The organism is Natronoarchaeum sp. GCM10025321 (assembly GCF_042663585.1).
In the GTDB taxonomy this organism is placed as follows: Archaea; Halobacteriota; Halobacteria; order Halobacteriales; family Natronoarchaeaceae; genus Natranaeroarchaeum.
In genome coordinates, this window is record NZ_JBHTAN010000006.1 from 1,467,008 (window position 1) to 1,492,256 (window position 25,249).

At 61.2% G+C, this 25,249-nt stretch carries 22 protein-coding genes, 3 tRNA genes, 2 rRNA genes and 1 pseudogene; 14 read left to right on the forward strand and 14 right to left on the reverse strand.

Annotated features, from left to right (window positions below; genetic code table 11):
• Positions 1-38 precede the first annotated feature (38 nt).
• From ACFQL3_RS10225 to ACFQL3_RS10235, 3 genes are all read right to left on the reverse strand, one after another.
• A 23S ribosomal RNA gene (locus ACFQL3_RS10225) occupies positions 39-2,960 on the reverse strand.
• Between the two features lie 255 nt (positions 2,961-3,215).
• Positions 3,216-3,287 (reverse strand) — tRNA-Ala (locus tag ACFQL3_RS10230).
• A gap of 144 nt (positions 3,288-3,431) precedes the next feature.
• Positions 3,432-4,901: ribosomal RNA gene (locus tag ACFQL3_RS10235) — 16S ribosomal RNA — on the reverse strand.
• Together the 16S and 23S rRNA genes with 1 tRNA gene alongside form the textbook arrangement of a ribosomal RNA operon.
• A 604-nt stretch (positions 4,902-5,505) precedes the next feature.
• Here ACFQL3_RS10235 and ACFQL3_RS10240 point away from each other — a divergent pair.
• From ACFQL3_RS10240 to ACFQL3_RS10260, 5 genes and pseudogenes are all read left to right on the forward strand, one after another.
• A complete protein-coding gene (locus tag ACFQL3_RS10240) occupies positions 5,506-6,090 on the forward strand; it encodes a hypothetical protein (protein ID WP_377053904.1) in 585 nt (194 codons plus the stop codon).
• A gap of 93 nt (positions 6,091-6,183) precedes the next feature.
• Positions 6,184-6,576, forward strand: coding sequence for a succinate dehydrogenase, cytochrome b556 subunit (gene sdhC / locus ACFQL3_RS10245; protein WP_377053906.1), 393 nt, complete (start codon positions 6,184-6,186; stop codon positions 6,574-6,576).
• Positions 6,576-6,947, forward strand: coding sequence for a succinate dehydrogenase hydrophobic membrane anchor subunit (locus ACFQL3_RS10250; RefSeq protein ID WP_377053908.1), 372 nt, complete (start codon positions 6,576-6,578; stop codon positions 6,945-6,947). Before sdhC ends, ACFQL3_RS10250 begins: the two co-directional genes overlap by 1 nt.
• Positions 6,944-7,822, forward strand: coding sequence for a succinate dehydrogenase iron-sulfur subunit (gene sdhB, locus ACFQL3_RS10255; RefSeq protein WP_377053910.1), 879 nt, complete (start codon positions 6,944-6,946; stop codon positions 7,820-7,822). The genes ACFQL3_RS10250 and sdhB overlap by 4 nt, the downstream gene beginning before the upstream one ends.
• 9 nt (positions 7,823-7,831) lie before the next feature.
• Positions 7,832-9,671, forward strand: a pseudogene (locus ACFQL3_RS10260) (FAD-binding protein).
• A gap of 25 nt (positions 9,672-9,696) precedes the next feature.
• On the opposite strand, the gene ACFQL3_RS10265 reads toward ACFQL3_RS10260, so the two are convergent.
• On the reverse strand, positions 9,697-9,894 hold the full coding sequence (locus ACFQL3_RS10265) for a XapX domain-containing protein (protein WP_377053912.1): 198 nt from the start codon (positions 9,892-9,894) through the stop codon (positions 9,697-9,699).
• Between the two features lie 102 nt (positions 9,895-9,996).
• Between ACFQL3_RS10265 and ACFQL3_RS10270 the strand changes: the two genes are divergently transcribed.
• Positions 9,997-10,101, forward strand: a tRNA-OTHER gene (locus tag ACFQL3_RS10270).
• A 667-nt stretch (positions 10,102-10,768) separates the two neighbouring features.
• Here ACFQL3_RS10270 and ACFQL3_RS10275 read toward each other — a convergent pair.
• From ACFQL3_RS10275 to ACFQL3_RS10285, 3 genes are read right to left on the reverse strand one after another with little or no spacing between them, the layout of a single operon-like run.
• Positions 10,769-11,062 carry a hypothetical protein gene (locus tag ACFQL3_RS10275; RefSeq protein ID WP_377053914.1) on the reverse strand — a complete coding sequence of 98 codons (294 nt, stop codon included), beginning with the start codon at positions 11,060-11,062 and terminating at the stop codon, positions 10,769-10,771.
• 3 nt (positions 11,063-11,065) lie between these two features.
• On the reverse strand, positions 11,066-11,872 hold the full coding sequence (locus ACFQL3_RS10280) for an HD domain-containing protein (RefSeq protein ID WP_377053916.1): 807 nt from the start codon (positions 11,870-11,872) through the stop codon (positions 11,066-11,068).
• A gap of 54 nt (positions 11,873-11,926) precedes the next feature.
• A complete protein-coding gene (locus ACFQL3_RS10285; RefSeq protein ID WP_377053918.1) occupies positions 11,927-12,418 on the reverse strand; it encodes a redoxin domain-containing protein in 492 nt (163 codons plus the stop codon).
• A gap of 138 nt (positions 12,419-12,556) precedes the next feature.
• On the opposite strand from ACFQL3_RS10285, the gene tatA reads away from it, so the two are divergent.
• From tatA to ACFQL3_RS10305, 4 genes are all read left to right on the forward strand, one after another.
• Complete coding sequence (gene tatA, locus ACFQL3_RS10290; protein WP_377053920.1) at positions 12,557-12,850, forward strand: twin-arginine translocase TatA/TatE family subunit; 294 nt, start codon at positions 12,557-12,559, stop codon at positions 12,848-12,850.
• 26 nt (positions 12,851-12,876) lie between these two features.
• A tRNA-Arg gene (locus tag ACFQL3_RS10295) sits at positions 12,877-12,949 on the forward strand.
• 348 nt (positions 12,950-13,297) lie between these two features.
• Positions 13,298-13,534: a DUF1508 domain-containing protein gene (locus tag ACFQL3_RS10300; RefSeq protein WP_377053922.1), complete on the forward strand. Its 237-nt coding sequence runs from the start codon at positions 13,298-13,300 to the stop codon at positions 13,532-13,534.
• Between the two features lie 47 nt (positions 13,535-13,581).
• Positions 13,582-14,340, forward strand: coding sequence for a 4-phosphopantoate--beta-alanine ligase (locus ACFQL3_RS10305; RefSeq protein WP_377053924.1), 759 nt, complete (start codon positions 13,582-13,584; stop codon positions 14,338-14,340).
• Positions 14,341-14,372: 32 nt separating this feature from the next.
• Here ACFQL3_RS10305 and ACFQL3_RS10310 read toward each other — a convergent pair whose 3' ends face one another.
• Entirely contained in the window at positions 14,373-15,305 is a 933-nt protein-coding gene (locus tag ACFQL3_RS10310) for an AMP-binding protein (protein ID WP_377053926.1), read from the reverse strand.
• A gap of 190 nt (positions 15,306-15,495) precedes the next feature.
• On the opposite strand from ACFQL3_RS10310, the gene ACFQL3_RS10315 reads away from it, so the two are divergent.
• Both ACFQL3_RS10315 and ACFQL3_RS10320 read left to right on the forward strand, forming a co-directional pair.
• Positions 15,496-16,431, forward strand: coding sequence for a sulfide-dependent adenosine diphosphate thiazole synthase (locus tag ACFQL3_RS10315; protein ID WP_377053928.1), 936 nt, complete (start codon positions 15,496-15,498; stop codon positions 16,429-16,431).
• A gap of 12 nt (positions 16,432-16,443) precedes the next feature.
• The gene (locus ACFQL3_RS10320) at positions 16,444-17,256 is read left to right on the forward strand and encodes a DUF7001 family protein (RefSeq protein WP_377053930.1); all 813 of its coding nucleotides are present in this window, start codon (positions 16,444-16,446) and stop codon (positions 17,254-17,256) included.
• 39 nt (positions 17,257-17,295) lie between these two features.
• Here ACFQL3_RS10320 and ACFQL3_RS10325 read toward each other — a convergent pair whose 3' ends face one another.
• From ACFQL3_RS10325 to ACFQL3_RS10335, 3 genes are read right to left on the reverse strand one after another with little or no spacing between them, the layout of a single operon-like run.
• Positions 17,296-18,681: a hypothetical protein gene (locus tag ACFQL3_RS10325; RefSeq protein WP_377053932.1), complete on the reverse strand. Its 1,386-nt coding sequence runs from the start codon at positions 18,679-18,681 to the stop codon at positions 17,296-17,298.
• A gap of 49 nt (positions 18,682-18,730) precedes the next feature.
• Positions 18,731-19,435 carry a class I SAM-dependent methyltransferase gene (locus ACFQL3_RS10330; RefSeq protein WP_377053934.1) on the reverse strand — a complete coding sequence of 235 codons (705 nt, stop codon included), beginning with the start codon at positions 19,433-19,435 and terminating at the stop codon, positions 18,731-18,733.
• Entirely contained in the window at positions 19,436-20,332 is an 897-nt protein-coding gene (locus tag ACFQL3_RS10335; RefSeq protein WP_377053936.1) for a thiamine-phosphate synthase family protein, read from the reverse strand. It lies immediately after the preceding gene.
• A gap of 163 nt (positions 20,333-20,495) precedes the next feature.
• Between ACFQL3_RS10335 and ACFQL3_RS10340 the strand changes: the two genes are divergently transcribed.
• Both ACFQL3_RS10340 and ACFQL3_RS10345 read left to right on the forward strand, forming a co-directional pair.
• Entirely contained in the window at positions 20,496-21,557 is a 1,062-nt protein-coding gene (locus ACFQL3_RS10340) for an ABC transporter ATP-binding protein (protein WP_377053938.1), read from the forward strand.
• On the forward strand, positions 21,554-22,447 hold the full coding sequence (locus ACFQL3_RS10345; protein WP_377053940.1) for an ABC transporter permease: 894 nt from the start codon (positions 21,554-21,556) through the stop codon (positions 22,445-22,447). Before ACFQL3_RS10340 ends, ACFQL3_RS10345 begins: the two co-directional genes overlap by 4 nt.
• Positions 22,448-22,788: 341 nt before the next feature.
• Here the strand turns inward: ACFQL3_RS10345 and ACFQL3_RS10350 are convergent, their stop codons facing one another.
• From ACFQL3_RS10350 to ACFQL3_RS10360, 3 genes are read right to left on the reverse strand one after another with little or no spacing between them, the layout of a single operon-like run.
• Positions 22,789-22,959: a hypothetical protein gene (locus tag ACFQL3_RS10350; protein WP_377053942.1), complete on the reverse strand. Its 171-nt coding sequence runs from the start codon at positions 22,957-22,959 to the stop codon at positions 22,789-22,791.
• Positions 22,956-24,857, reverse strand: coding sequence for a ferrous iron transport protein B (feoB, locus tag ACFQL3_RS10355; protein WP_377053944.1), 1,902 nt, complete (start codon positions 24,855-24,857; stop codon positions 22,956-22,958). The genes ACFQL3_RS10350 and feoB overlap by 4 nt, the downstream gene beginning before the upstream one ends.
• 1 nt (position 24,858) lies before the next feature.
• Positions 24,859-25,101, reverse strand: a complete 243-nt coding sequence (locus ACFQL3_RS10360; RefSeq protein WP_377053946.1) for a FeoA family protein — start codon at positions 25,099-25,101, stop codon at positions 24,859-24,861.
• Positions 25,102-25,249: the final 148 nt, after the last annotated feature.

The following is a 25,249-nucleotide window of genomic DNA, read 5'->3' on the forward strand; positions in this document are numbered from 1 at the left end:
TACGTTGTGGACCAGTGCAGATGATACACTCGGATATGAGTGAATGGCTTGGCATGTTAGTGCTCGCGGGCTCAACGTCTCGTTGCCTCGACGCGGACACCCCAAGTCTATCGAACTCGTCTTCTACGAGTTGCCTCAAGAGTACTTCGTATCCAGGTGGGTTTCGAGCTTAGATGCGTTCAGCTCTTACCCCGTGGTGCGTAGCTGCCCGGCACGTGCCCTTGCGGACAACCGGTACACCAGTGGCACCCAAGCGCAGTTCCTCTCGTACTATACGCTTGTTCCTGTCAAGTACTCAAACACCCCCAATAGATAGCAGCCGACCTGTCTCACGACGGTCTAAACCCAGCTCACGACCTCCTTTAATAGGCGAACAACCTCACCCTTGCCCGCTTCTGCACGGGCAGGATGGAGGGAACCGACATCGAGGTAGCAAGCCACCCGGTCGATATGTGCTCTTGCGGGTGACGACTCTGTTATCCCTAGGGTAGCTTTTCTGTCATCAATCTGGCCCATTGAGGGCCATGATTGGTTCGCTAGACCCCGCTTTCGCGTCAGCGTCCTTCGTTAGGCAGGACACTGTCAGACTATCTTGTGCTCTTGCACTCTGCGCCGGATTTCTGACCCGGCTGAGATAATCATGGGGCGCGCTCGATCTTCTCTCAAGCGCGTACCGCCCCAGTCAAACTGCCCGGCTACCGGTGTCCTCCGCCAGGAGTGAGAGTCACAGTCACTAGTGGGTAGTATTTCAAGATTGCCTCGGTGGCCCGCTAGCGCGGGTACCTGTGTAGCGGCTCCTACCTATTCTGCACACTAGCGACCGTGTCTCAGCGACAGCCTGCAGTAAAGCTCCATAGGGTCTTCGCTTCCCCTTGGGGGGCTCCAGACTCCGCACTGGAATGTACAGTTCACCGGGCCCAACGTTGGGACAGTGACGCTCTCGTTCATCCATTCGTGCAAGCCGCTACTGAAGCGGCAAGGTACTACGCTACCTTAAGAGGGTCATAGTTACCCCCGCCGTTAACGGGTCCTTCGTCCCATTGTACTGGGTGTTCAGATACCCGCACTGGGCAGGATTCAGTGACTGTACGAGTCCTTGCGGATTTGCAGTCACCTGTGTTGTTACTAGACAGTCGGAGCGTCCGAGATACTGCGACCTGCTCCATAAAGAGCAGGCATCCCTTCTTGCGAACGTACGGGACTAACTTGCCGAATTCCCTAACGTCGGTTGCTCCCGACAGGCCTTGGCTTTCGCCGCCATGGATACCTGTGTCGGTTCTCGGTACGGACACCGTACTCAGATTTTCACGGGTTCCAGGTTGACCCAGCTTGCGGTATCTCGCCGTTCGTCCGCTTCGTGCCATTACGGCTTCCACGGAGTTGGACGGTTACACTGGGCGCGAGCCCAGCCTGGGCGACCCCGAAACGTCTCCTTTGAATGTACGGTGGCGCAGAAATATTAATCTGCTACCCTGTTTCGATCTCCTCGAATTGCGAGAGATCTTAGGACCGGCTAACCCTCGGCTGATCAGCATTGCCGAGGAACCCTTATCCATTTGGCCGTCGGGGGTCTAACCCGACTATCGCTGCTACTATGGCCAGAATTGTCGTCACCAGTCGGTCCACACGAGTTCTCACCCGTGCTTCCACCCAACTGGAGCGCCAACCTACTCGATCACTCTGTGAAGAGTGCGGCCAGGTCTCGGTAGTGGATTTGAGCCCCGATCATTTTGGGCGCCCCGAACCTCGGCCGGTAAGCTATTACGCTTTTCTTAGAGGGTAGCTGCTTCTAAGCTCACCTCCCGGCTGTCTGGGGCTCGGGACCACCTTCGGTTGCACTTAATCCACATTTTGGGACCTTAACCCGGCGCTGGGTTGTCTCCCTTACGGTACGCAGGCTTACCCCGCGCACCGGAATCCACGCGTCAACAGCGTTCGTAAGTTCGGAGTTTGACAGATGAGCCGACTCCTCTCGGAGGCGGGGTCATCAATCGGTAGCTCTACCTCACGAACGACCTCGGCGTAGGTCATGCTTCGACATGTTTCGGTTGGAACCAGCTGTTGCCGGACTCGATGGGCCTTTCACCCCTATACGTGAGTCACGAGAGGGTATTGTAGGACACCAACTCTAACAGGCCTCCACATGGCTTTCGCCATGCTTCACCTTGCTCACGCATAGATCGTCCGGATTCGGGTCGTGTCCGAATGACTCCCCGCACTTGAATACGGCGGCCCTGGGGCAAAGCCCTGCGGCCATGTCGGTTTCCCTATGCCTTCCCGGATGCACCGGTTAGACTCGTCATTCAGACACACTCTCTGGCTCGTTTTTCAAAACGCACGACGCGACATCGGCTTCCATTGGGTCCTACTGTGGGGTCGCCCCCAGGTCGTTTTCCAATGGACCTTGTATGCCCCGTCGCTCAGTGGCTGACTGAGTTCAAGCCCTATTGCACCTCCCGTTGTGGGGTGCTTTTCAGCGTTCGCTCACGCTACTTGTTCGCTATCGGTCTCGAGGAGTGTTTAGTCTTCTCAGTCGATGCCTGAGATATTCACGAGGGATATCCAACCCCCGCTACTCTGGAACTGACGCACACTCTACTACTCGATCGTACGGGGTTGTCACCCTGTTTCACGCTCCATTCCAGGAGACTTCTGATCGAGGTTCAAGTGCTGCAAGTCAGCCCGAACACCACATTGCCCGTGAAGGCTTCGGTTTGGACTGTGTCGCGTTCACTCGCGGTTACTAACGATATCGCGGATTGCTTTCTATTCCTGCCGATACTGAGATGTTTCAGTTCTCGGCGTTCCCCATTGCGCAAAGCAATTGCGGTGAGGATTCCTATTTGGAGATCCCGAGTTCTTCGCCTCCGTGCGGCTCCCTCGGGCTTTTCGCAGCTTGGCACGTCCGTCGTCGGCTCTCGAGCCGAGCTATTCACCAGCCAGCGTCGTAGCCACGTCTGTCGTCTAATCGTCTAAATCGTGTGTCGTCTGTGTTGGACCACTGCGGTTGAGCAGACTCGCAAGTCTGCCGAACTGGTCCAGTGGACGTCTGGATCGCACGTACACATGGTCTCGTCACACCCGGGGTGGTCTAGCCGAGTGTTCAACCCTTCCCATCCGCGCTTACACGGGATGGTGCATCAGTTTCGCTTCGTACTCCAACCGAGCGCCGTTTCCCACTTAAGGGCAACGGTTCGCGATTCGAGCACGAGTCATGGACCCACAGGGATTCGAACCCTGGGCATCCTCCTTGCAAAGGAGGCACTCTACCGCTGAGCTATGGGCCCACTCCGGGCAGAGCCCGGAGAGGCGTGTATAGTGTTAGCTTTGATAGTTCGTTAGCGCCCGGACGCGTCGTGGTGGCGTCGGCCGGCGTGCGGACAGTGCATGAGTATATAGGTGGGTCGGGGCGTCGCCCCGATCCCGGTCAGTGGAGGTGATCCAGCCGCAGATTCCCCTACGGCTACCTTGTTACGACTTAAGCCCCCTTGCGGAGCCCAGATTCGACCGAGGAACTCGGCCTCATCCGGACCCCACTCGGGTGCTTTGACGGGCGGTGTGTGCAAGGAGCAGGGACGTATTCACCGCCACCTTCTGAGTGGCGATTACTACCGAATCCAGCTTCATGAGGGCGAGTTTCAGCCCTCAATCCGAACTACGACCGAGTTTCGGAGATTAGCGCCCCCTCTCGGGGTTGCATCCCACTGTCTCGGCCATTGTAGCCCGCGTGTCGCCCAGCACATTCGGGGCATACTGACCTACCGTTGCCCGTTCCTTCCTCCGTGTTAGCCACGGCAGTCTCCCTAATGTACCCACCTGGCGCGAGCCAGTGCTGGCAATTAAGGATGCGGGTCTCGCTCGTTGCCTGACTTAACAGGACGCCTCACGGTACGAGCTGACGGCGGCCATGCACCTCCTCTCAACAGGTCTGATAAGCTCATCACACTGATCGTCACTCCTGTTGTCGATGCTGGTGAGATGTCCGGCGTTGAGTCCAATTAAACCGCAGGCTCCTCCGGTTGTAGTGCTCCCCCGCCAATTCCTTTAAGTTTCATCCTTGCGGACGTACTTCCCAGGCGGTCCGTTTATCGTCTTCACTGCGGCACAGCACAGGCTCGTAGCCTGTGCCACACCTAACGGACATCGTTTACGGCCAAGACTACCCGGGTATCTAATCCGGTTCGTGACCTTGGCTTTCGTCCCTCACCGTCGGATCTGTCTTCTCGAGGCGCTTTCGCCACCGGTGGTCCGACCAGGATTATAGGATTTCACTCCTACCCCGGTCGTACCCCTCGAGCCATCCAGTCCCAAGCCAGGCAGGTTTCGCCGGCCGCCTACGTGTTGGGCACGTAGATTTCCCGACGAACTTACCTGGCAGGCTACGGACGCTTTAGGCCCAATAACAGCGGCCATCACTTGAGCTGCCGGTATTACCGCGGCGGCTGGCACCGGTCTTGCCCAGCTCTTGTTCCACCACCTCCCTACGGTGGTGAAAAGCGAGGACTATATGCCCTCGCACTGGGGATCCCCTTATCGCACTGGCGTGCAGTGTAAAGGTTTCGCGCCTGCTGCGCCCCGTAGGGCCCGGTATCTTGTCTCAGATACCGTCTCCGGGCTCTTGCTCTCACAACCCGTACCGATTACTGGCACGGTGGGCCGTTACCCCACCGTCAACCTAATCGGCCGCAGCCACAGCCTCTGGCGCCGGAGCGTTTCCAGTTCCGTGCAGTTCCAGCAGCGGAACGGTATCAGGCATTAGCCTCAGTTTCCCGAGAGTATTCCTGTCCAGAGGGTAGTTTGGCCACGTGTTACTGAGCTTTCCGCCACGAGTCTGAACTCGTGCGACTGCATGGCTAAATCGGATCCCCATAGCAATGGCCTCCGGCAGGATCAACCGGAATGTGCCCCCTGGTGGGGGCGGTTAGGCGGGATGCCATCCCAGAGGGATGGCGTCACCTTATGTTCCCCGTCGGGGAACATGATCGCGTTTGTAACATTGCATGAGTCCGTAATCCGGCGACGACCAGGCACGAGCGCCCGGATGTCGCCGAACTACCAAAGCTAACATCAGATTCCATCGTGTACGGCGGACCGCAGGGGTGGAATCCTCATCTCTTTCGGATCTCAACAAACGAGAGTAGGGCATATAACCCCTTCGGATCGGAACCGACCGACCCGGCCTCGCTCGTCTGATCCGATTCGTCAGCGGCGAACCGCCGACGACCGTTCGGATCAAAACGAAGTCGAGTGGGACAGATAAACCCATCGTCTCGGATCGACCGAGACGATCTCGTTCGTTTAGTCCGAGATCACGGGACGGATCGAACGTCCCGGGATCACGTCGTATCGTTCTTCGCATTACATTCAGATGGCACGGGAATATAAAAGGCCGTCGTCTCAGGAGCGCTATGTGAAGGGGCAACGAGGTACGTAACGACTCAACCGGCACAAAGTACATGGGAGATCCGCCGAGAGTGTACGATATCTAGGAGACGACCGCCAGAGATGGACATCGAAGCTTTACACGAACGAGGCCGAGAGCGGATCGAGGAGCTGGGAGCGGCGCTAAACGTGAGTGAGCCCGTACTCGAGACTGCAGGGGCGATCTTTACCAAAGTGTATACTGAGGAGACCCAGCAGGGGCGGTCACTGACGACAGTCGCGGCAGCAGCGCTGTACGTCGCGTGCAAGCAAGAGGGCGCTCCGGTCACGTCGAGCGAAATCGCAGACGCCGCCGGGATCGAGCATTCACATCTGCTCCGGCGCTCGAAGTGGGTACAGACGGAGATCGGGACGCCGGTGGACACGTTCAATCCGAAACCGTTCGTCGACGAGTACTGTGAGAAACTTGGACTGAGCGAGGAGACGCGAGAGCTAGCGCAAAACGTCGTCACTGTTGCGACCAAGGAAGGCGTCGCCTCGGGGAAGTCCCCATCCGGCTTCGCTGCGGCGGCCGTCTACTACGCGGCGAAACTACGGGACGAACCGTGTACCCAGGAGGACGTCCACGAGGTGTCGGGCGTCAGCAAGATCACGATCAGAAACCGGTATCAGGAGCAGGCAGAGGTCGTCGGCGACGTCACGCGGTAGTCCAGTGCCTGCGCGGCCGCGTACGCACGGGTTCAGAGTAACGAATTGTTAGTAACTTCTATACCACCGCAGTCCAACGGTCAATACGAGAGTATGAGTCAGTCTTACAATCGCGGGCTCGTCGAGGACTTCGGCCGATGGCGCGAGTTCTCGGCCGGAATGTGGGCCTGGATTTTCCACAAGTTCACAGGTTGGGTACTGATCGGGTACCTGTTCACGCACATTGCGGTTCTGAGCACAGCAATGGAAGGAGCAGCGTCGTATAATAGCACGATTCAGGGGCTCGAAGGGCTGTTGATCATCCGAGTACTGGAGGTCGGACTCCTCGCCGTTGCTGTCTTCCATATCCTCAACGGCATCCGTCTGCTGATGGTCGACCTGGGTATCGGACTGGAGTCACAGGACAAGAGTTTCTACGCGTCACTGTTCGTGACGGCGCTCATCGTCGTCGCGAGCGTCCCGACGTTCCTGGGGGGTGGCCTCTAATGGCGGAGCGCTACTCTTCGTTCACTCCCGGCGGGACGTCCTGGCTACTGCAACGGATCACAGCAGCGTTCCTGATCGGTGTCCTCGCGTTCCACTTCTTCCAGTTACACTTCGTCACGCACGCATACGAGGTCGAACTCGCCGGGACACAGGCCCGGATGGAGAACCCGGCCTACTACCTGACGATGGTGATGTTCCTGATCACGGCCGCGTTCCACGGTGTGAACGGCGTCTACAATGGGTTGGTCAATCAGGGGATCGAAGGAACCCAGAAGACGGCACTCAAGTGGGGACTGACCGCTGCAGGCCTCGTGCTGGTCGTTCAGGGGATCCGCGTCGCGAACTCCATGGCAGGTGTTTCGATAGTATGAGCACACAAAAACAGAAAGTCGAGACGGAAGACGAAGAAACGGCCGAACAGAAACCGGCAGCAGACCGCCGGCTCGAAAAAAAACGTCAGAAGGAACGCGAGCGAGCCGAGCAGGTCGAAGCAGACGAGAAGGCTGACTTCGAGGAGAACGCCGTCCAGATCAAGGTGTTCAGGTACGACCCGGAGGTCGCCGCCAAGCAGGAACCCCGCTTCGACGACTTCCACGTCCCCTTCGAGAAGGGGATGACGGTCCTCGACGCGCTAATCTACGCGCGCGACCACTACGACTCGTCGTTGACGTTCCGTCACTCCTGCCGACAGGCCGTCTGTGGCTCGGACGCCTTCTTCGTGAACGGTCGACAACGGCTCGGCTGCAAGACGCAGTTGGGCGAACTAGAGGAGCCGGTGCGCATCGAACCGCTCCCGCATCAGGACGTCGTAAAGGACCTGGTCGTCGACATGGAGCACTTCTACGACCAGATGCACGCAGTCGAGCCGTACTTCCAGAGCGAGGATACCCCTGAAGCGAGCGAACTCGAAGAGCAGCGACAGACCAGAGAGAACCGCGAGAAGATCAAAATGTCTTCGCGGTGTATCTGGTGCGGTGCATGTATGTCCTCGTGTAACATCGCGGCGGGCGACAACGAGTATCTCGGGCCAGCAGCGATCAACAAGGCCTACAAATTCGCGATGGACGACCGCGAAGAAGAGGAACTCAAGCAGCACCGACTCAACATCCTCGAACAGGAACACGGCGTCTGGCGTTGTCAGACCCAGTTCTCCTGTACCGAGGTGTGTCCGAAAGACATCCCGCTGACCGAGCACATTCAGGAGCTCAAGCGGGAAGCGGTCAAAAACAACCTGAAGTTCTGGTAAGATCAAATCATGCACGAACACGACGTAATCGTCGTCGGCGCGGGCGGTGCCGGGCTCAGAGCGGCAATCGCCGCACAGAACGCTGGTGCGGACACGGCTATCGTGTCGAAGCTCCATCCGGTCAGAAGCCACACTGGCGCAGCAGAAGGTGGAATCAACGCCGCCCTTCGAGAGGGTGACGACTGGGAACTCCACGCCTACGACACGATGAAGGGGTCCGATTATCTCGGCGATGCCCCCGCAATCGAGACGCTGGCACAGGACGCCCCCGAGGACGTTATTCGCCTCGAACACTGGGGGATGCCGTTTTCCCGAGAGGACGACGGTCGGGTCTCCCAGCGACCCTTCGGGGGATTGTCGTTCCCGCGCACGACGTACGCGGGCGCGGAAACGGGACACCACCTGCTACACACGATGTACGAGCAGGTCGTCAAACACGGCGTTCAGGTGTACGACGAGTGGTTCGTCTCGGACCTCGCGGTGACCGACGAAGACGACCCGGAGGACCGACGCTGTCACGGCGTCGTCGGCTACGACGTCAAATCGGGCGAGGTCGCAGGCTTCAAAGCGAACGATGGCGTGATCCTGGCGACTGGTGGCCCAGGACAGGTGTTCGATCACACAACCAACGCCGTCTCCTGTACCGGCGACGGACAGGCAATGGCCTATCGCGCGGGCGCTCCGATGGAGGACATGGAGTTCGTCCAGTTCCACCCGACGACGCTCCCCTCTACGGGGGTCCTGATCTCCGAGGGTGTGCGTGGTGAGGGGGGGGATCCTCTACAACGGGGACGGCGAGCGGTTCATGTTCGAGCGCGGATACGCGAACAACGAGGGCGAACTCGCTTCCCGTGACGTCGTCTCGCGGGCCGAACTGACTGAAATCAACGAAGGCCGGGGCGTCAACGACGAGTACGTCCATCTCGACATGCGCCATCTCGGCGAGGAGCGGATCAACGACCGCCTCGAGAACATCCTCCATCTCGCGGAGGACTTCGAGGGCGTCGACGGGATGGAAGAACCGATGCCGGTCAAGCCCGGCCAGCACTACGAGATGGGCGGCATCGAGACGGACGAGAACGGTGAAACCTGCATCCAGGGGCTGTACGCAGCAGGCGAGTGTGCCTGTGCATCGGTTCACGGCTCGAATCGACTGGGCGGAAACGCACTACCGGAACTGATCGTGTTCGGCAAGCGGGCCGGAAAACACGCCGCCGGCGAGGATATCGGCGAGGCCAAGATCTCGACAGGGCGGACAGAAGACACCGAAGACGGCGAGGTCGACCCACCGGTCGAACCGGGTGCGCTCGACGCTGCGGACGACAGCGCGGTCGCCGACGGGGGATCCGGGACCATCGCCGATCCGGACGCCATCGTCGAGGAGGCGGTGGAACACCAGCGCAACCGGGTCGACCACCTGCTCGAAAAGGACGACGGCATCCAGCATGCCGAGATCCGCGAACGACTACAGAAGGCGATGACCGAGAACGTCAACGTCTTCCGGAACGAAGAAGGACTCAAGACGGCGCTACGGGAGATCCGGAAGGCTCGCGAGGATTATCAAGACGTCTACGTCGACGACCCCTCGCGGACGTTCAACACGGATCTCCAGCAGACCATCGAGACGCGCAACCTCATCGATCTCGCAGAGACGATCACCCTCGGCGCGCTTGCGCGCGAAGAGTTCCGCGGTGCACACTGGCGACAGGAGCATCAGGAGCGGAAAGACGACGAGTGGCTCAAGCACACGCTGATCTCGTGGGAAGACGGATCGCCCGACATCTGGTACAAACCGGTGTTGCTCGAAGGCGAGAACAAGACCTACGAACCGAAAGAGCGGAGCTACTGAGGACCGAACTCGACTGTTTCTGGCGTTATTTGATTCCGAGGGCGGCGAGCAGATCAAACCCGATATCCATCCACTGAATCAGTTTATACCCACCGTAGATGCCGACGATCCCCATCAGCCCTGGGAGTTCAGGTGGCGCAGGAATCGGGATGTGCAAGTAGCTAAACAGCGCCCCGGCGAGTACGCCGGTAAACAGCGCCAGGCCAGTCAGCGTGAGATTCATTCGTACAGTACTTCGATGATCCCGGGTCAAAACAGTTACCCGAACCGCAAGTCGGCGCGGCAGAGCGGGATTTATAAGGCTGCCTAGCCTACCCCAAGACGAGGAAGGGTAGCTCAGTGGTAGAGCGCCACCGTCAGGTGGGGTTTTTCCCTTACCGATGCGGTGAATACTCAAAGGCTTCGCGTGGTTCAAATCCCGCCCCTTCCGCTTTTGCGACGAGTAGACACGAGGAGCAAAGCGTACACAGAGGGATTTGGACCCTGCAAGACGAGCATCGCGACGTCTTGGTCTGGTTCAAATTCTGATCGACGCAGTCGATCAGCGTTCGCAGTCGTGCCACGACTGCTCTCCCGCCCCTTCCGCTTTTGCGACGTCGACGACACGCAAACCCACAGGACGCAGACGGCCGATGGCACCCCCGTTTCATGTGTCCCGGTGTCATGCATCATACTCGACATGAGTCGAAAGAATCGGGCAGAAAGGGACGAAAAGCGGTAGTGACGGTGAGTGTTCTCGGACTGATAGACGCTATAGAGCCCAAAACCCGCAGATGGCCTGGGGTTCGACGATCGTTGTAGAGTGGTTTTATTATTGTCGAATGTATAGCGTCTGTTGATGACAGTCACGTCTCGCAGCACGAGAGCGGAGGCCGAGCCGCTACCTCACGAGTTAGAGTCGGCGCAGGCAAAGCTCGTCTATCTGTGTTTGCAACAGTTCGACGACGGTGCGACAGTCGACCAGATCCAGTCTCAGGCCCGGATCACCAAACTTACTCTACACAGTCTCTTGCGGTCACTCAGCGGCGACGGGCACGTGCGGTGCGAGGACGGACGCTATTATCCGGAACCCAACAACTGAACCGCGGCTTCTATCCTCACGACATCTCGGTATAACTTTCATAGAGGCGGTCACCGATTCGAGAGCCGACTGCTGCAGGAAGAGCGACGATACCAAGCAGATGTAACAGCACGAGCGTCGACCACTGTCCATACGGCTCCATCGGCGGCCACAGCAGGGGCCAGACTGCACCCAACTGTTCGCGGAACGCGATCACTACAACAGCGGATAGAACGGCCGAGACGGCGACTCGCGCACCGATCCGTTGCCAATCGCGTACCCGTGGCTCGGGATCACGCCAGGACCGCTCGTCGTCGACGCTGTCGTCCATCACTCAGAGCTCTATCCGTTCGACCAACTGGTCCTCGTCCTCGCGGGCGTTGACGGCAATGATCCGGATGTGGTCCTCGAGTCGAGAGTTGTTCAGTTTCCGCTTGAGGAGGTTATCCACCTGATAGACGCCGGCAGCGTTGGTCATCTGGATTTCGACGAGCACAGCACGTTCCTGGCCAGGACGAAGCGAGACCGTATCGATGGCCTGGCTGGAGATTGTGTTGATACCGCGGCCGCCCTCTTCGTACGGAACTCGCGAGCGACCGCGCTCCATATCGAGCGCGTCGGAGACGCGAATCACGCCGGCTTCGGTCGTCAACGGCGTCTCGGAGCTGTGATGACAGAGAATGGCATGGAGGACCTCGCCTTTTACCCGGACCGCTTCGGCGGTGTCGTAGAATTCGTCGAGGATGCGGTCGAGGATGTCCGCTGCGAGCGGCAGCGAGTAGTACGCATGGTCGTCCCGATGAACGACATGCCCGATATCGTGAAGGGTCGCCGCGAGCGCGATTATGACCGACTCGTCGGCCTCGTCGAGGCCCTGCTGACTCGCACCATTGAACTCGATACCGGCCGCTTTCAGGAGATCATAGAGGCAGAGGCTTCTGTTACGGACGATTTCTATGTGTTTCGCGCCGTGATCGTTGTACCGCATCCGATCGACCGGGTTGACGTTCTGGGCGTCGAGGTACGTCTGGATCTCGACGTCCTTGTGGATCAGTTGGAGCACATCGTTGAGTCGTTCGTCCGGGAAGGCGTGCTCATCGCCCGGAGCGTAGATTCGATATGACTGATCGGATTTGGACATACAACCACTCAGTGGAGGCAGGGAAAAAAGGGCTCCGGGTAGACGGTCCGCGGCTCAGTTCGATCCGCTATCGGCGGCCTCGGCCGCGGCAGTCGCAACCTCGTCGTAGTCGGGTTCGACGCCGGGGTTGTCACTGATCCACGCGTAGGTGATCTCGCCGGAGTCGTCGACGACGAAGACGGCACGTTTGGCAACGCCGTAGACGCCCGACTCCACGAAGTCCATCGCGATATCGTAGCTCTCGATTATCTCCCCGTTCAGGTCACTGACGAGGCCGAAGTTGATGTCGTTCTGGCTGCGAAACTCGTTGAGTGTGAACGGCGTATCTCGACTGAGTCCGTACACTGTCGCGCCGATGTCGTCGAACTCCGATAGCTGATCGCGGAACGCGCACATCTCGTTGGTGCAGACGCGCGTGAACGCTCCCGGGAAGAACGCGAGGACGAGCGGTGCGTCCGCTAGTTCCTCCGACAGCGTCAGCGATTCGATGTCGCCGTTCGCGAGCGGTGCAGTGAAGTCGGGCGCGTCGTCTCCCTTGTCTACCATTACTCGGTCGTTGTCGAGTTTCTTGGAAATGCGTTGCGTTTGGGGCAGAACGCCACCCGGAGCGCCGATTGGCGTCTCAAGTCATCGAAAACCTATGCAAAAAGCCTATAATCGCGAGTGAGCAATCAACGTATAGAGATGGCAGTTGAAATTACACCGCTGTTTGCCGTGCCCGGTGGGATGGAACTGGTGGTGGTTCTACTCATCGCCGTGCTTCTGTTCGGCGCTAACAAGATTCCGAAACTGGCTCGTTCGACCGGCGAGGCGATGGGCGAGTTCCAGAAGGGCCGAGAAGAAGTAGAACAGGAACTAGAAGAGATCCGCGAAGGTGCTGACGTCGACACCGATATCGATACGGACATCGATACTGACCTCGACACCGACACGAGTACGTCGAGCGTCGACACCGAGACCGAGTCGTCCGACAACTAGTCGTTTTTACGGAGCCACGTCGCCCTGGGCGTGTGGCCTAGCGGATAGGGCGAAAGGTTCCTAACCTTTCGATCGCGGGTTCAAATCCCGTCACGCCCGTTCAGCGAGGAGCGCAGCGATAAGCGAACCGGACAAGACGAGCGAAGCGAGTCTTTTGACACGGTTCAAATCCGGGTGCGGCCGCTCACGCCGGTTGCTGGGGTGGCTAAGTCAGACACGAAGAGCGTCAGTTCAGACACGCCATCCCGGTTCTCCCAGCGATAGCAGAAGAGTCCCGACCCCGAACTGCCAGAGGGTCTACAGGCGGAGCAGGCCGAGTTCCTCGATTTCGAGACGGCAGGTATCGAGATCAACGAGGACGAAGACGGCTGGCACTGGACGTTACTGAACGGGAGCGAGGAGGTCGTCGCGTCGAGTGCAACGGCCCACGAGGACCGCTCCGCACTTATGGACGCAATCACGGGCGTCAGGGAGCTACTGGTCGATGCGAGCATCCTCGAAATCGACGATCCGACGTTCGAGCTACACCCGCAGGAGGGTGGGTGGATCTGGCTGCTCGTGGACGAGAACGGTGTCGGACTCGCAGAGAGCGCGGAGACCTACCCAACGCGCTCGAGCGCCAGAGAGCGGATGAATACGCTCAAAGAGCAGGCACCTGCCGGATCGATGCCGGTCGCCGGGTAGGAACGAAGCCGACGCCGTTTTCACGCGTCGTTGCGGATTGCTCAACGATGAGCGACGACCTCGACATTCCCGAGAGCCACCCGCGGTACCACTCCCTGCTAACGCGACACCGGATCGAGGACGGTGTCGAGAAAGGGATCACGAGCCAGCAAGGGCTGATCGCACAGGGCCGGGGTGAGGCGTTCGATTACTTGCTCGGCGAAGAGACCATCCCGAGTGCCGACCAGGCGGCGCGCGCGGCGGCCGCGGCGTTGCTCGGTGCTGACCAGTCCGTGCTCTCGGTCAACGGCAACGTCGCGGCGCTGGTGCCCGGAGAGACAGTCGAACTCGCAGAGGTCGTCGACGCCGATATAGAGGTGAACCTGTTCAATCGAACCGAGGAACGGATCGAGCGGATCGCCGATCACCTCGAAGAGCACGGCGCGACGGACGTCAAAGGGCTGACTGCCGACGCCCGAATCCCCGGGATCGATCACGAGCGAGCAAAAGTCGACGCCGACGGGATATACAGCGCCGACGTCGTCGTCGTCCCGCTGGAGGACGGCGACCGCGCGGAAGCGCTGGGGGAGATGGACAAGACGGAGATCGTGATCGATCTGAACCCGCTCTCGCGCTCCCCGCAGGTCGCAGCGATCCCGATCATCGACAACGTGATGCGCGCAGTGCCGAACATTACACGTCACGCAAGCGAGCTAGCGGAGGCGTCAGACGAAGAACTGACCGGAATCGTCGAATCGTTCGATTCCGACGCCGCGCTGCGAGAAGCCGAAGGGAAGATCCGGGAGCCGGAACGCGGGGAGCACTGAGGTTACCGCAGTGCGGAGGCGACGTGCTCGCGTCACGTCGTCCGTTCCGTCGGCGGCGAGGGATGCACCTCCGGCATGCCGTCGAGGAGCGTCTCTGCGCCGTCTTCCGACCGGATCGGTGAGAATACTGGATGCAGAACGGCGAGTGACTGCTGAGTGGGATCGACCCCCTCCTCTCTGAGGTCCACACACTGCTGAGGGGTGACGTACGCGCGGTCCTGCCCGCTGTCGAGGAAGTTGGTAGCGACTTGCTCCGGATTCCAGTCCGACAGCGGGGCGTAACAGCCCCCATCGAGGATGGTTGCGCTGGCTTCGTACATGAGGCCCATCGGCCGGAACGGTTGCAGACAGCCGAGATGGCGGTCGACGTCGCCAGCGACGAGATCAGAGCCGACATCTGCGGCCTCGCGGACGTCGCCGTGGCTGTATCGGCGGTTAGCCACCTCGCCATCTCGTTTCCCATACGCGATCAGCGCGGTGTCGTCTTGGGTGCGTTCGATCAGTTCGAGACCGGTTCGGGAGCCAGAAGAGTTGATCCCGCTGTTGTCAAGGAACTCCTCGTGGGTCATCCCGAAGTACGAGTCCATGTCGACAGTGACGATAAATCGCATCGAGGACGATAGCGATATCATCGAGACGGGCGAGCGCTCGTCGAGGATCAGTGCGGGGGCGTTGACTTCGTCGAGTCCCTCCGCCACCCCCGAGTCGAACAGGTCGGGGGGAAAGACCACTGGCACACAGCCGTTACGGAGGGTTCCGTACACGGCTACCAGCAGGTCCGTCGGATCGGTCAGACAGATGCCGACCGATTCGCCCTTGTTGATGTCGTGGGCCCGAAGGCCGCCGGCGAACCTGTCGGTGAGCGACCAGAGCCCCGAAAACGTTAGCTCCTGTTCGGCGTCGACGGCGAGCGAATCCCGGTTGTCCATCACGGTCGAGTGCAGTTCATTGACGATATTGCTCATCAACTACCGGATAGCCATCACATCATAAAGATATTAGTAATAAATACTTTCATCAGTGTTAGCAACGCTTACGTCTACTATCAGGCTAATATATTGGACAATCAGCCAGTAATATCGAGCCAGATCGCCCCGGAGAGAGCGACCCTGGATCATAAATCATATTAACTAGTTAGTGGTACTACCTAGTGGTATGAGCGACAACTTCGAGAAATTCAGCGACGTCGGCGAGGCGGACGTCACCCGAGCGATCGGACAGGAATGGACCCAGGAGTTCATGGACTTCTCCGATAGCGACGTGATCATCGTCGGTGGAGGCCCGTCGGGGCTAACAGCGGCGAAAGAACTCAGCGAGCGCGGCGTAAAGACGATGGTCGTCGAGAAGAACAACTATCTCGGCGGGGGGTTCTGGCTCGGCGGCTTCCTGATGAACAAAGTCACCGTTCGTGATCCGGCCCAGCAGATCCTCGACGAACTGGACGTTTCCTACAAACAGTCCGAGGACAGCGAAGGGCTCTATATCGCAAACGGGCCCGAGGCCTGTTCCGGTCTGATCAAGGCCGCCTGTGACGCCGGCGCGAAGATGCAGAACATGACCGAGTTCACCGATATCGTCATTCGCGAGAACCACCGTGTGGGCGGCATCGTCATGAACTGGACGCCGGTCCACGCGCTCCCGCGCGAGATTACTTGCGTTGACCCCATCGCCGTCGAGGCGGACCTCGTTATCGATGCAACGGGCCACGAGGCAATGGCTGTCAAGAAACTCGACGAGCGCGGCGTGCTCGACGCACCCGGTATCGGCGACGCGGAGGAAGCCGCGACCGGCATGGACAGTACCGGCGACGACACCTATGGCGCACCCGGCCACGACTCGCCCGGCCACGACTCGATGTGGGTCGGCAAGAGCGAGGACGCCGTCGTCGAACATACCGGCCTCGTCCACGACGGCCTGATCGCCACCGGGATGGCGACGGCAACCACCTACGGCCTGCCGCGCATGGGCCCGACGTTCGGTGCCATGCTGGTTTCCGGCAAGCGCGCTGCACAGGAGGCACTCGACGAACTGGGCGTCGACGCCGAACCAGTCGACGTGACCTCGCGGTCGGCGACGCCCGCCGACGACTGAGGGGGACACACGATGGTCGAGCGGGTCTCACTGTACCGGCCACCCGACTCGTCGGTCGCGGACGCCGACGAGATTGCGGAGTGGCTACGCGGTCGGATCGACGCCACCGTCGAGGTCCGCGAGCGGTTTCTCGCCCGCTGGCGAACAGATTCCCTTCCCGAACAGTTCGCCGAGGCGCGTGTGCTGGACCCCTACGACAGGGACACGGGCAACACGATGATGGGAATCGTCCGCTACGAGGAGCGCGCACTGGCGGATCCAGCGCGCGAAGGCGGCGTCCTGTACGGCGGGTTCGCGGTCCAGCGGACGCTCAATGCCGCGCTTCCCGACGACGAAGCCACTCTCGACCATGCCCACGTCGTCCTGCTCGACAGGGCACTCGGGACGTGGGGCGACCACGACGGGCGCTGGCACAAGCGCGTACTCGTACTCGGTCAGCCAGCGTTGATATCGGTCCCGGGACTCTACGAGGCCCCGGCGAAGCCCGAGAGCTACTACAAAGCAAAGCAGAAACACGCGATGGTCGCCGGCGATACGCCGCCCAGAGAGGTACTGGAGAGTCAGGTCGAGGGCGCGTTCCTCGTCGAGGACGACCCCCGGACGACCGAGGCGCTGAAAGGATACGTCCTGCAAGCGATCAACTATCTCGACCACGGCGAACCTTTCTGTGACGAGGGGGGCTGTCGGCTGTTCAACGCACACTATCAGGAGGACGTGGTGGAGGCACAACTACGCGGCTCGGAGTTCTGTGATACCCATCGAGAACTGTACGGGCGAGAGTCGGAACTGTCCGGTCAGGACTTGCCGGAGGAGCGGTCTCAGTGAGAGGCCGGCGGTGACGGCACGGTAGCTACCTGTCGGCGATCATGCTGCAACCCGAGTACCAGATACCGTGGGGCCGGCGAGCGATGGCTCGGTCATGGTCGTTTCCGCCGCGCTGGTCGGTTCCGTGACGACGAGGTCGACGCCGTCACCCGACGCGGAGATGTCGACCGCGGCCCGGAACCGCTCGGGACCGATCACAACGGCGACGGTGCGGTCGTCGACGCGCTCGACGGTGGTTCGGTCGACCCACTCGTCGGTCCGCTGATCGAGTTTGGACTCGAAGGCGGCTTCGAACTCGTCCGCGTCATCGCTGCTGGCCCACTGGGTCGTCCAGGCGAAGCCGTCTTGGCCCGCGTCGGTGAAGGCGAGGAGTTCGTCGTCGCTCCAGCCCGCAGCCGCCTCGACCGCCTCGTCGTTCGAAAGTTCAGTATCGAGGACGATCCGGGTATAGAGTTCGCCTTGCCGGTCGGTTCGGGTGACGGACCAGTCGGACTCGGTGTTTTCGACGTCGACGGTCAGATCCGTCGCTGGCGGTTCGCGGTCGGGGTCGAGGAGCTCGGACGTCGTCAGGGGCGGCGAACTGTACACCTCGGGTAGCTCCTCCGCGCTATCGATGTCGTCGTGGATGTACTTGGCACCGAAATAGTAGGGCGCGAACAGGAGGCGATCACCGACGGGCGCGGCCTCGTACGTGGCTTGCATCTGCTCGGATTGGAGCGGGACGCTATCGAGCTGCTCGTCAGTGTACTCGTCGGCGACGTAGACTGCACCGCCTTCGATCAGTGCAGTCTGAACCAGTTCTTCGTCAGTCGTTTCTGGCGGACTTCGGAGCCAGCTAGCGAACATCCCCTCGGCGTACTGGATTGTGTGGGTGTACTCGTGGACGAGCACCTGCTCGACTTCCTCGTCAGGGCCGTCCGGGAAGACGTAGACGTTGCCTGGAGTGGCAAGCCCGCTGGTGCCGTTACCCCCTGACGCGGTCTCCGTCGCGTTCAGCGCTTTCTGAAAGTCGGATTGCTGGGGCTCGAACGCATCGCTGGTACCGGGCGGCATCTCGTCGACGAACAGGTTCGGTTGTGGCGCGTCGGACCCGATCAGTTCCGTCACGTCGTTCCAGACCACGTTTTCGTTCAGATCCAGGTCGGGATAGTCGGATGGCTCGACGTCCTCGTTCGCGTCGTCGGGCCCGTCGTCCGTCGCGTCCGTAGGCTCTCCCGATGCGTCGTCGTTGTCGGCGTCCGTCTGTTCGTCGTCGTTGTCGGCGTCCGTCTGTTCGTCGTCGCTCTCGCCGTCCTCGTCCGGCACGTCACCAGCTTCGACCTCCGAACTGTCGTCCACGTCGGGAGTAGCCGAAGGGGCCGTACAGCCAGCAAACAAAAGGAGGGCGACCGCGAGCACGGTTAGTGCCGCTCGGCGGGATACCATATTACAGTAGAAAGGACTGCGGCGAAATAAATGCTGTCGGTGGGATCCATTACTGGCGAACCCGACCACCGGTCAGTCGAACGATTCCGCCGGCAAACGTCTCGTCCGCGGTTGCCGCCGCACGCGCTCGAAGACGTCCGTGGGCGGCGTCGATCCGCCGGTCGAGCGTACCGTGGGGGTCGGTGTCGTATCGAAGCTTCGTCGTCGGGGGCGTCGAGAGCACGACGAGAGCCCGAAACAGCGCGTTCAGCGGTCGGGCGTACCACTGGTCGCTCCGCGCCGCGTTGACGAGCACGAGATGCCCACCGTCGGTCAGCAGGTCGCACCAGTTGTCGACTGCCCTTCCGGGGTCGTCGAGCATCCCGACGACGAAGGTAGCCAGCACGGCGTCGATCTCTGCGGTTGCCACAGCATCGACCGTCGGGTCGGCGAACGGTGGTGCGGTCGCATCCCCGTGGACGAGATGGACGTTGTCGTACTCGCTGACGAGGGCGTCGGCTTCCACGAGCATCCCCCGGGTGTAGTCGACGCCGACCACCGTCCCCGCCGGGCCGACGCGCTCGCGGAGGTACGGCAGGTTCGCGCCGGTGCCACAGCCCATCTCGACGACCGTATCACCCGGTTCGAGGCGGAGCGCGGTCGCCGCGTACTCCCGAAGCCGTCCGATCCCGGGCGTGTACCGGGCGATCACGTCGTAGAGACTCGCCCACTGGCCGTAGAACGCCTGCGCGTCGGCGGTCGAGTCCGGTGCCATCTACAGTGTTTCGCGGACGATTCCAGCGACGGTTTCGGCGTCCTCGCCGAGGACGTAGATGATCGGTTCGATACCGTAGCCACCCGTCTGGTAGAGTATCGTCGGGTCGTCGCCATCAGCCAGCGCGGCTTCGATTGCCGCGTCGGTCTCGCCCTCGGCCTCAAACTCGACCGTCTCGTAGCCCGCTTCGGCGAACTGCTCGACGAGTTCGGTGTCGTACCGGAGATTCACGGCCGCTCGTGCCGGGCTACCGTGTCGACGGGCCGCCAGCAGGACGGAGGCGACGTACTCGCTGACGCCGAACTCCGGTTCACCCGGGATAGTCGCTCGGCCCTTGACGTCGAAGATCCGGCCGGGCACGCCCGCGACGTCGTCGACGCTCTCGGCGTCCGGCAAGCAGACGACGAGGTTCGAGCCGACGTTCGGAATCAGGCTCGCAAAGCCACTCGCGTTTTCGAGCATCCGGAGCCCACGGCGGACCGAGGTCAGGACGCGTTCGGCAGACCGAAGCTCGTTGTCCGGGTCGTGGATCCGTACCGTAGTATCGTACTCTGCGAGCGCCGGGACGTCCTCTTGATGCAGTTTCGCCAGGACATCGCCGTCCTCTAGCTGGCGGATCAGCACTTCCGCCTCGACCAGCGCCTGGACGGCGTGCATGTCCCCGCTCGTAAGCCCGTCAGCGGTCTCCCCGACGAGTTCGATCACGCGCTCGTCCGTCTCGATGCGCTCGTTCCGGCTCACGTCGCCGTGAACGTACTTCGAGACGGCGCTCTGGCTGATGCCGAGCACATCCGCGACCTCGTTCTGGGTCAGATCCCGTTCCCGTAGTTCTTCCGCCAGCATGGACCGAAACGTCGGTAGAAATTCGTCGACGACGATCTCCTCGATAAATCGCATTCTTGCAGGAGCGTTCGGCCCGCAGGGAGATAACTCTGCGGCTCTCCGGACAGAGCGGGCAGGCTATCTGTTGCGGAGCAGTCGGTCTGGGACCCATCGCAGTTTCAGAGCCTGAAACTGTCGTCACCCCTCTATTATGATGGGTGTACTTTGTAGAGTTGCTATGGCAGCCATCGAGACGAACGGCCTCACAAAACGGTACGGATCAGAGACAGCGCTCGAATCGCTGGATCTCGACGTCGCAGAGGGGGAGGTGTTCGGCTTCCTCGGTCCGAACGGTGCCGGGAAGACCACGACGATCGACCTGCTGCTTGACTTCATTCGCCCGACTGAGGGGTCAGCAACGGTGCTGGGCTACGATGCCCACGAGGAGCCAGGCGAAGTCCGAGAGCGAGTCGGTATCCTGCCCGACGGCTTCGACCTCTGGGGGCGCTCGTCGGGATACAGCCATCTGGAGTTCGCGATCGAGTCGAAAGGGAACGGCGAGGACCCGGACGAACTGCTCGACCGCGTCGGTCTCGACAGGGCCGACGCCGAGCGAAACGTCGGCGGTTACTCGAAGGGGATGCTCCAGCGCCTCGCAATGGCGATTGCACTCGTCGGCGATCCTGAACTGCTGATCCTCGACGAACCATCTAGCGGACTCGATCCGCACGGCATCCGGCAGATGCAGGAGATCGTCCTCGAAGAGGCCCGCTCGGGGACGACGGTGTTTTTCTCCAGTCACATCCTCGGCCAGGTGTCCGCGGTCTGTGATCGGATCGGCATCCTCGACGACGGCGAACTCGTAACTGTCGACTCGATCGAAGGGCTCAGAGAGACTGCCGGGATCGGCTCCCGGCTACTGCTGGACGTCGACGCGCCGGCGGCCGTCAACGCATCTGCACTGCAGGACCTCAACGGCGTGACTGACGTCTCGTTCGAGAACGACCGCCTCCAGGTGAAGTACGCGACGGACGCGGCCAAAGCGCAGATCATCCATCAAGTCGTCGAGTCGGGAGCCGCGGTAAGAGACTTCGAGACCGAGGAGGCCACGCTGGAGGACCTCTTCGACGCGTTCACCGAGACTGACGCCGAAGCCGTCACAGAGGCCAGGCGTGTCGCAGACGGCGACGGTACCACGTCGGACTCGGAGACGCCGCCTGCCGACGATACGGCCGACAGCGGTGATCCGACCGTGAGAACTGGTGAACCCGCTATCGTCGAGGACGGGGGTGAACGATGACGTGGCAAACTGTCGCGCGAAAGGATTTCGAGGACGTCATTCGGTCGTGGATGCTGTGGGCGATCCTCGGCGTGTTCGCGCTGATGATGGGCGTCGTCGCCATCGGCGCGGACACGAACGACACGGCCCAGAGCGGGTCGGCACTCGTCTACGACCTGTTCAACACGCTCGGCGGAGAGCTGTTGATCCCCCTGGCGGCACTGATCGTCACATACATGGCGATCACCGGCGAGCGCGAGTCCGGTAGCCTCCGGATCCTGTTCGGGCTCTCGCACGGCCGCCGGAGCGTCTTCCTCGGGAAGCTATGTAGCCGACTGGCGACGATGCTGTTCGCGACGGTCGTCCTCCTGTCGATCACCGCCGGCGTGATCTTCTACATCTTCGGTAGTATCGACCTCGGACTGTTCGTCCAGTTTGCCGGGTTGACGCTGTTGTTCTCGGCTACCTTCGTCGGCATCGCACTCGGTATCTCGGCGATGACCGGTAGCCGGACGAGAGCCCTCGGCGGCGTCATCGGGGTCTACGTCCTGTTCATGGTGATCTGGGACACCCTCGTCGCCATCCTGTTCCGCGTCACACAGGGCCACTTCCCCGGACTCGAAGCCCCGACGTGGTACTTCCTGCTGCAGCGGCTCAATCCGCTGACGGCCTACCGCGAGGCGCTGATCCTCCTGACAGACAACTACATCTGGGCGATGATCGGGTCCTCAATCCTGGAAGACCTGTCGGCCGAGGAGGCGACGCCCGAGGCGCTGATGCTCACGAACCGCGTCGGCGGCGATCTGCCGTTCTACCTCACCGAGTGGGCGAGCGTCGCCGTCCTGCTCGTGTGGGCAATCGTCCCGCTGGCGATCGGCTACTGGCAGTTCGAAGCTGCGGATCTGAACTGAGACGATCCGGTCCCCTGCTGGTTCGACCCTCCACTGTCCGAGCCCTGAACCCCGCTGATTCGGCCCTCCAACGTCGAACCCTGAAGCCTGCTGATTCGGCCCTCCACCAGCCGAACCCTGAAGCCTGCTGATTCGGCTCTCCACCAGCCAATCCCTGAAGCCCGCTGATTCGGCCCTCCGACATCGAAAAAGGGTATTTCCTGCACGCATCCGCCCTCACAACGGTATGTCACCAGTCCCCCGATCAGCGCCTCACCCGTCATCCAATCATGCCTCACCCGTCCTCCACTCATACTTCGCCAATCCTCCGACCGCGCCTCACCCATCTACCGGTCGGTTCGCTACTCGTCCTCCGAGCGGGTGAAGATACCGCGACCGATGCTCGCCAGGGAGCCTCCACAGGCGTCACAGCTCCCACAATCTATCGTCGAACAGGTCAACAGGCTCCCACAGCGGGGGCATTTCTCGTGGTCCAGCGGATCGAGGTCGTAGTCGCAGGTTGGACAGTTCATAGCAGGCTCACCACCAGTGCGAGGACGCCGCCGACCAGTAGAGCAACCGCCCAGGAGCCGACCCACATCAGCAGTCCGCTCTTGAGGTCGCGTTCCTTGACGATCATCGCCATCGCGAGCACGCAGGGGACGAAGAGCGTGATCACGACTAGACCGACGAAGACCTGTGCTGAGGAGAGGGCCAGATCCGTCATGCCGGCCGCGGCGAAGTCACGCCGGACCAGACCGAGGACGAGCACCTGACCGAACTCGGCGGGCAGGCCAAGCAGGGCCGTCACCGGCCGCAATCCGCGGACGAGCGCGGCGAGATAGCCGGCGTAATCCAGTACCGAGATGAACACGGCCGTGACCGCGAACAGCGGGACCGCTTCGCTGAGAAAGCCCCTGGTCCGCGTCACCGTCTTCTGGACCACGTTGTCCAGACGGGGGCGGCGAAGCCGCGGGAGTTCGGTGACCAGCCCCTCGCTTTCGCCCGGGAGCGTCCGGTCGAGAAAGACGCCAGCGATGCCGAACACGAGCAGGATGACGCCGAGGTAGGCGAGCCACCAGCCGAATCCGAGCGCCGCAAGCAACCCGAGAATGATCCCGAGTTGTGCCGAGCAGGGGACTGCAAGCCCGAGCAACGCTGTCGAGATGAGGCGCTCTCGGCGCGACCCGGCGATGCGCGTCGAGATGACAGCCATCGTCACGCAGCCGAGACCGACGATCATCGGGATCACGGCCCGACCGTTGAGACCGATGTGGGACATCCCACGGTCGGTGAGTACCGCCAGCCGTGGCAGTAGGCCGGAGTCCTCCAGTGCCCCCATCAGCAGGTAGAACGCGACCACGAGCGGCACGAGCACCCCGAAGAGATACTGGACCGTCACCGTGAGAAGCCCGAGGTTGTCGTTAACGAGGACGAAGTGTATCGGTTCGAGCAGGCCGCTGGCCGGCACCGTCGCGTCGACGACGTCGACGATCCACGGGACGTAGTACTCGCCCAGAACCTCGATTTCGAGGAAGTCGACGAGTCGCTGGGCGACCAGATCGCCGATCAGCAGGTAGATCAGTCCGACGCCGAGCAGTGCGAGCGGCGTTCCGGTTCGCGGGTCCAACAGCAGGTCGTCGATCCGGTCGGCCACTCTTCGATCCGAATCGCCGGTCGAATGCACCGTCTCGACAGTCGCGTCGACCCGCCGGCGCCGGTGTTCGTAGACCGTGTCCCGCAACGATGGGAGTTCGATCTCCGCGGTGCCGCCGTCGGCGAGGATCTCGGACTCCATCGCCCGGTCGAGCGTCGGTTCGTCGCCCTCGAGCAGGAGTACGGATTCCGCGCGGGAGGCCTCGACATCCGGTAGCTGGTCGTACCACTGCTCGACCGGCGTCTCGTCGGGGGCGCTGGCCCGGTCGACTGCGTCGCGTAGGTCGTCCAGCCCCTCGCCGTCGACAGCGACCGTCGGCACGACCGGAACGCCGAGTTCCGCCTCTAGCGCGTCGACGTCGATCTCGTCGCCATCCCGACGCATCTCGTCCATTACGTTGAGCGAGACAACCGTCGGGATGCCCATATCTAGAAGTTGGTAAGTCAGGAACAGGTCACGATCTAGCTGGGTCGCGTCGACGACGTTGATCACGGCGTCGGCGTCTAAGACCACCTCGCGGGCGATCCGCTCCTCCTCGGAGAACGAGGAGATACCGTACGTCCCGGGGGCGTCCGCTAGCTGTTTGCCGTCGAATTCGGCGACAGTCGCGGCCGCTGTCGTGCCCGGATAGTTCGAGACGTCGACCTCACGATCCGCGAGGCGATTGAACACCGCGCTCTTTCCCACGTTCGGCGCGCCGACGAGGGCGACTGTGTCGGCGTCTTCTCCGGGTAGATCCGTCGGATCAGTGCCGTCGTCGTGACAACCGCTCATCTCACTCGCCCTCTATGGAAACGGTGATCTCTTCCGCGACGGAGTCGCCCAGTGCCATCGTCGTCCCGTTACGTTCGACGATCACGGGCCCGTTGGATATTCGAGTTCGACACTGGACCGGCCCGTCGAGCATCCCGATCCTGAGAAGATGAGCGCGGACGTCCTCGTCCGGGACATCGCGTATCCGGATCCGCTGTCCGCCGTTTACCCCGGATAGCCGCCGTTCTGTCACTGTGCTTGCCATCTTAGGTAGACCTAAACGATTGTAGTATTTAAACGGGGCAAGACGTTCTATCGTTTCTGCAGCCAGCAACAGAGTTATATATTAGTTTGGCTTCGCGGTCGCGGCCATCATAGTTCACCAACCCGCTCCCAGAACTTCCGGATGTGGT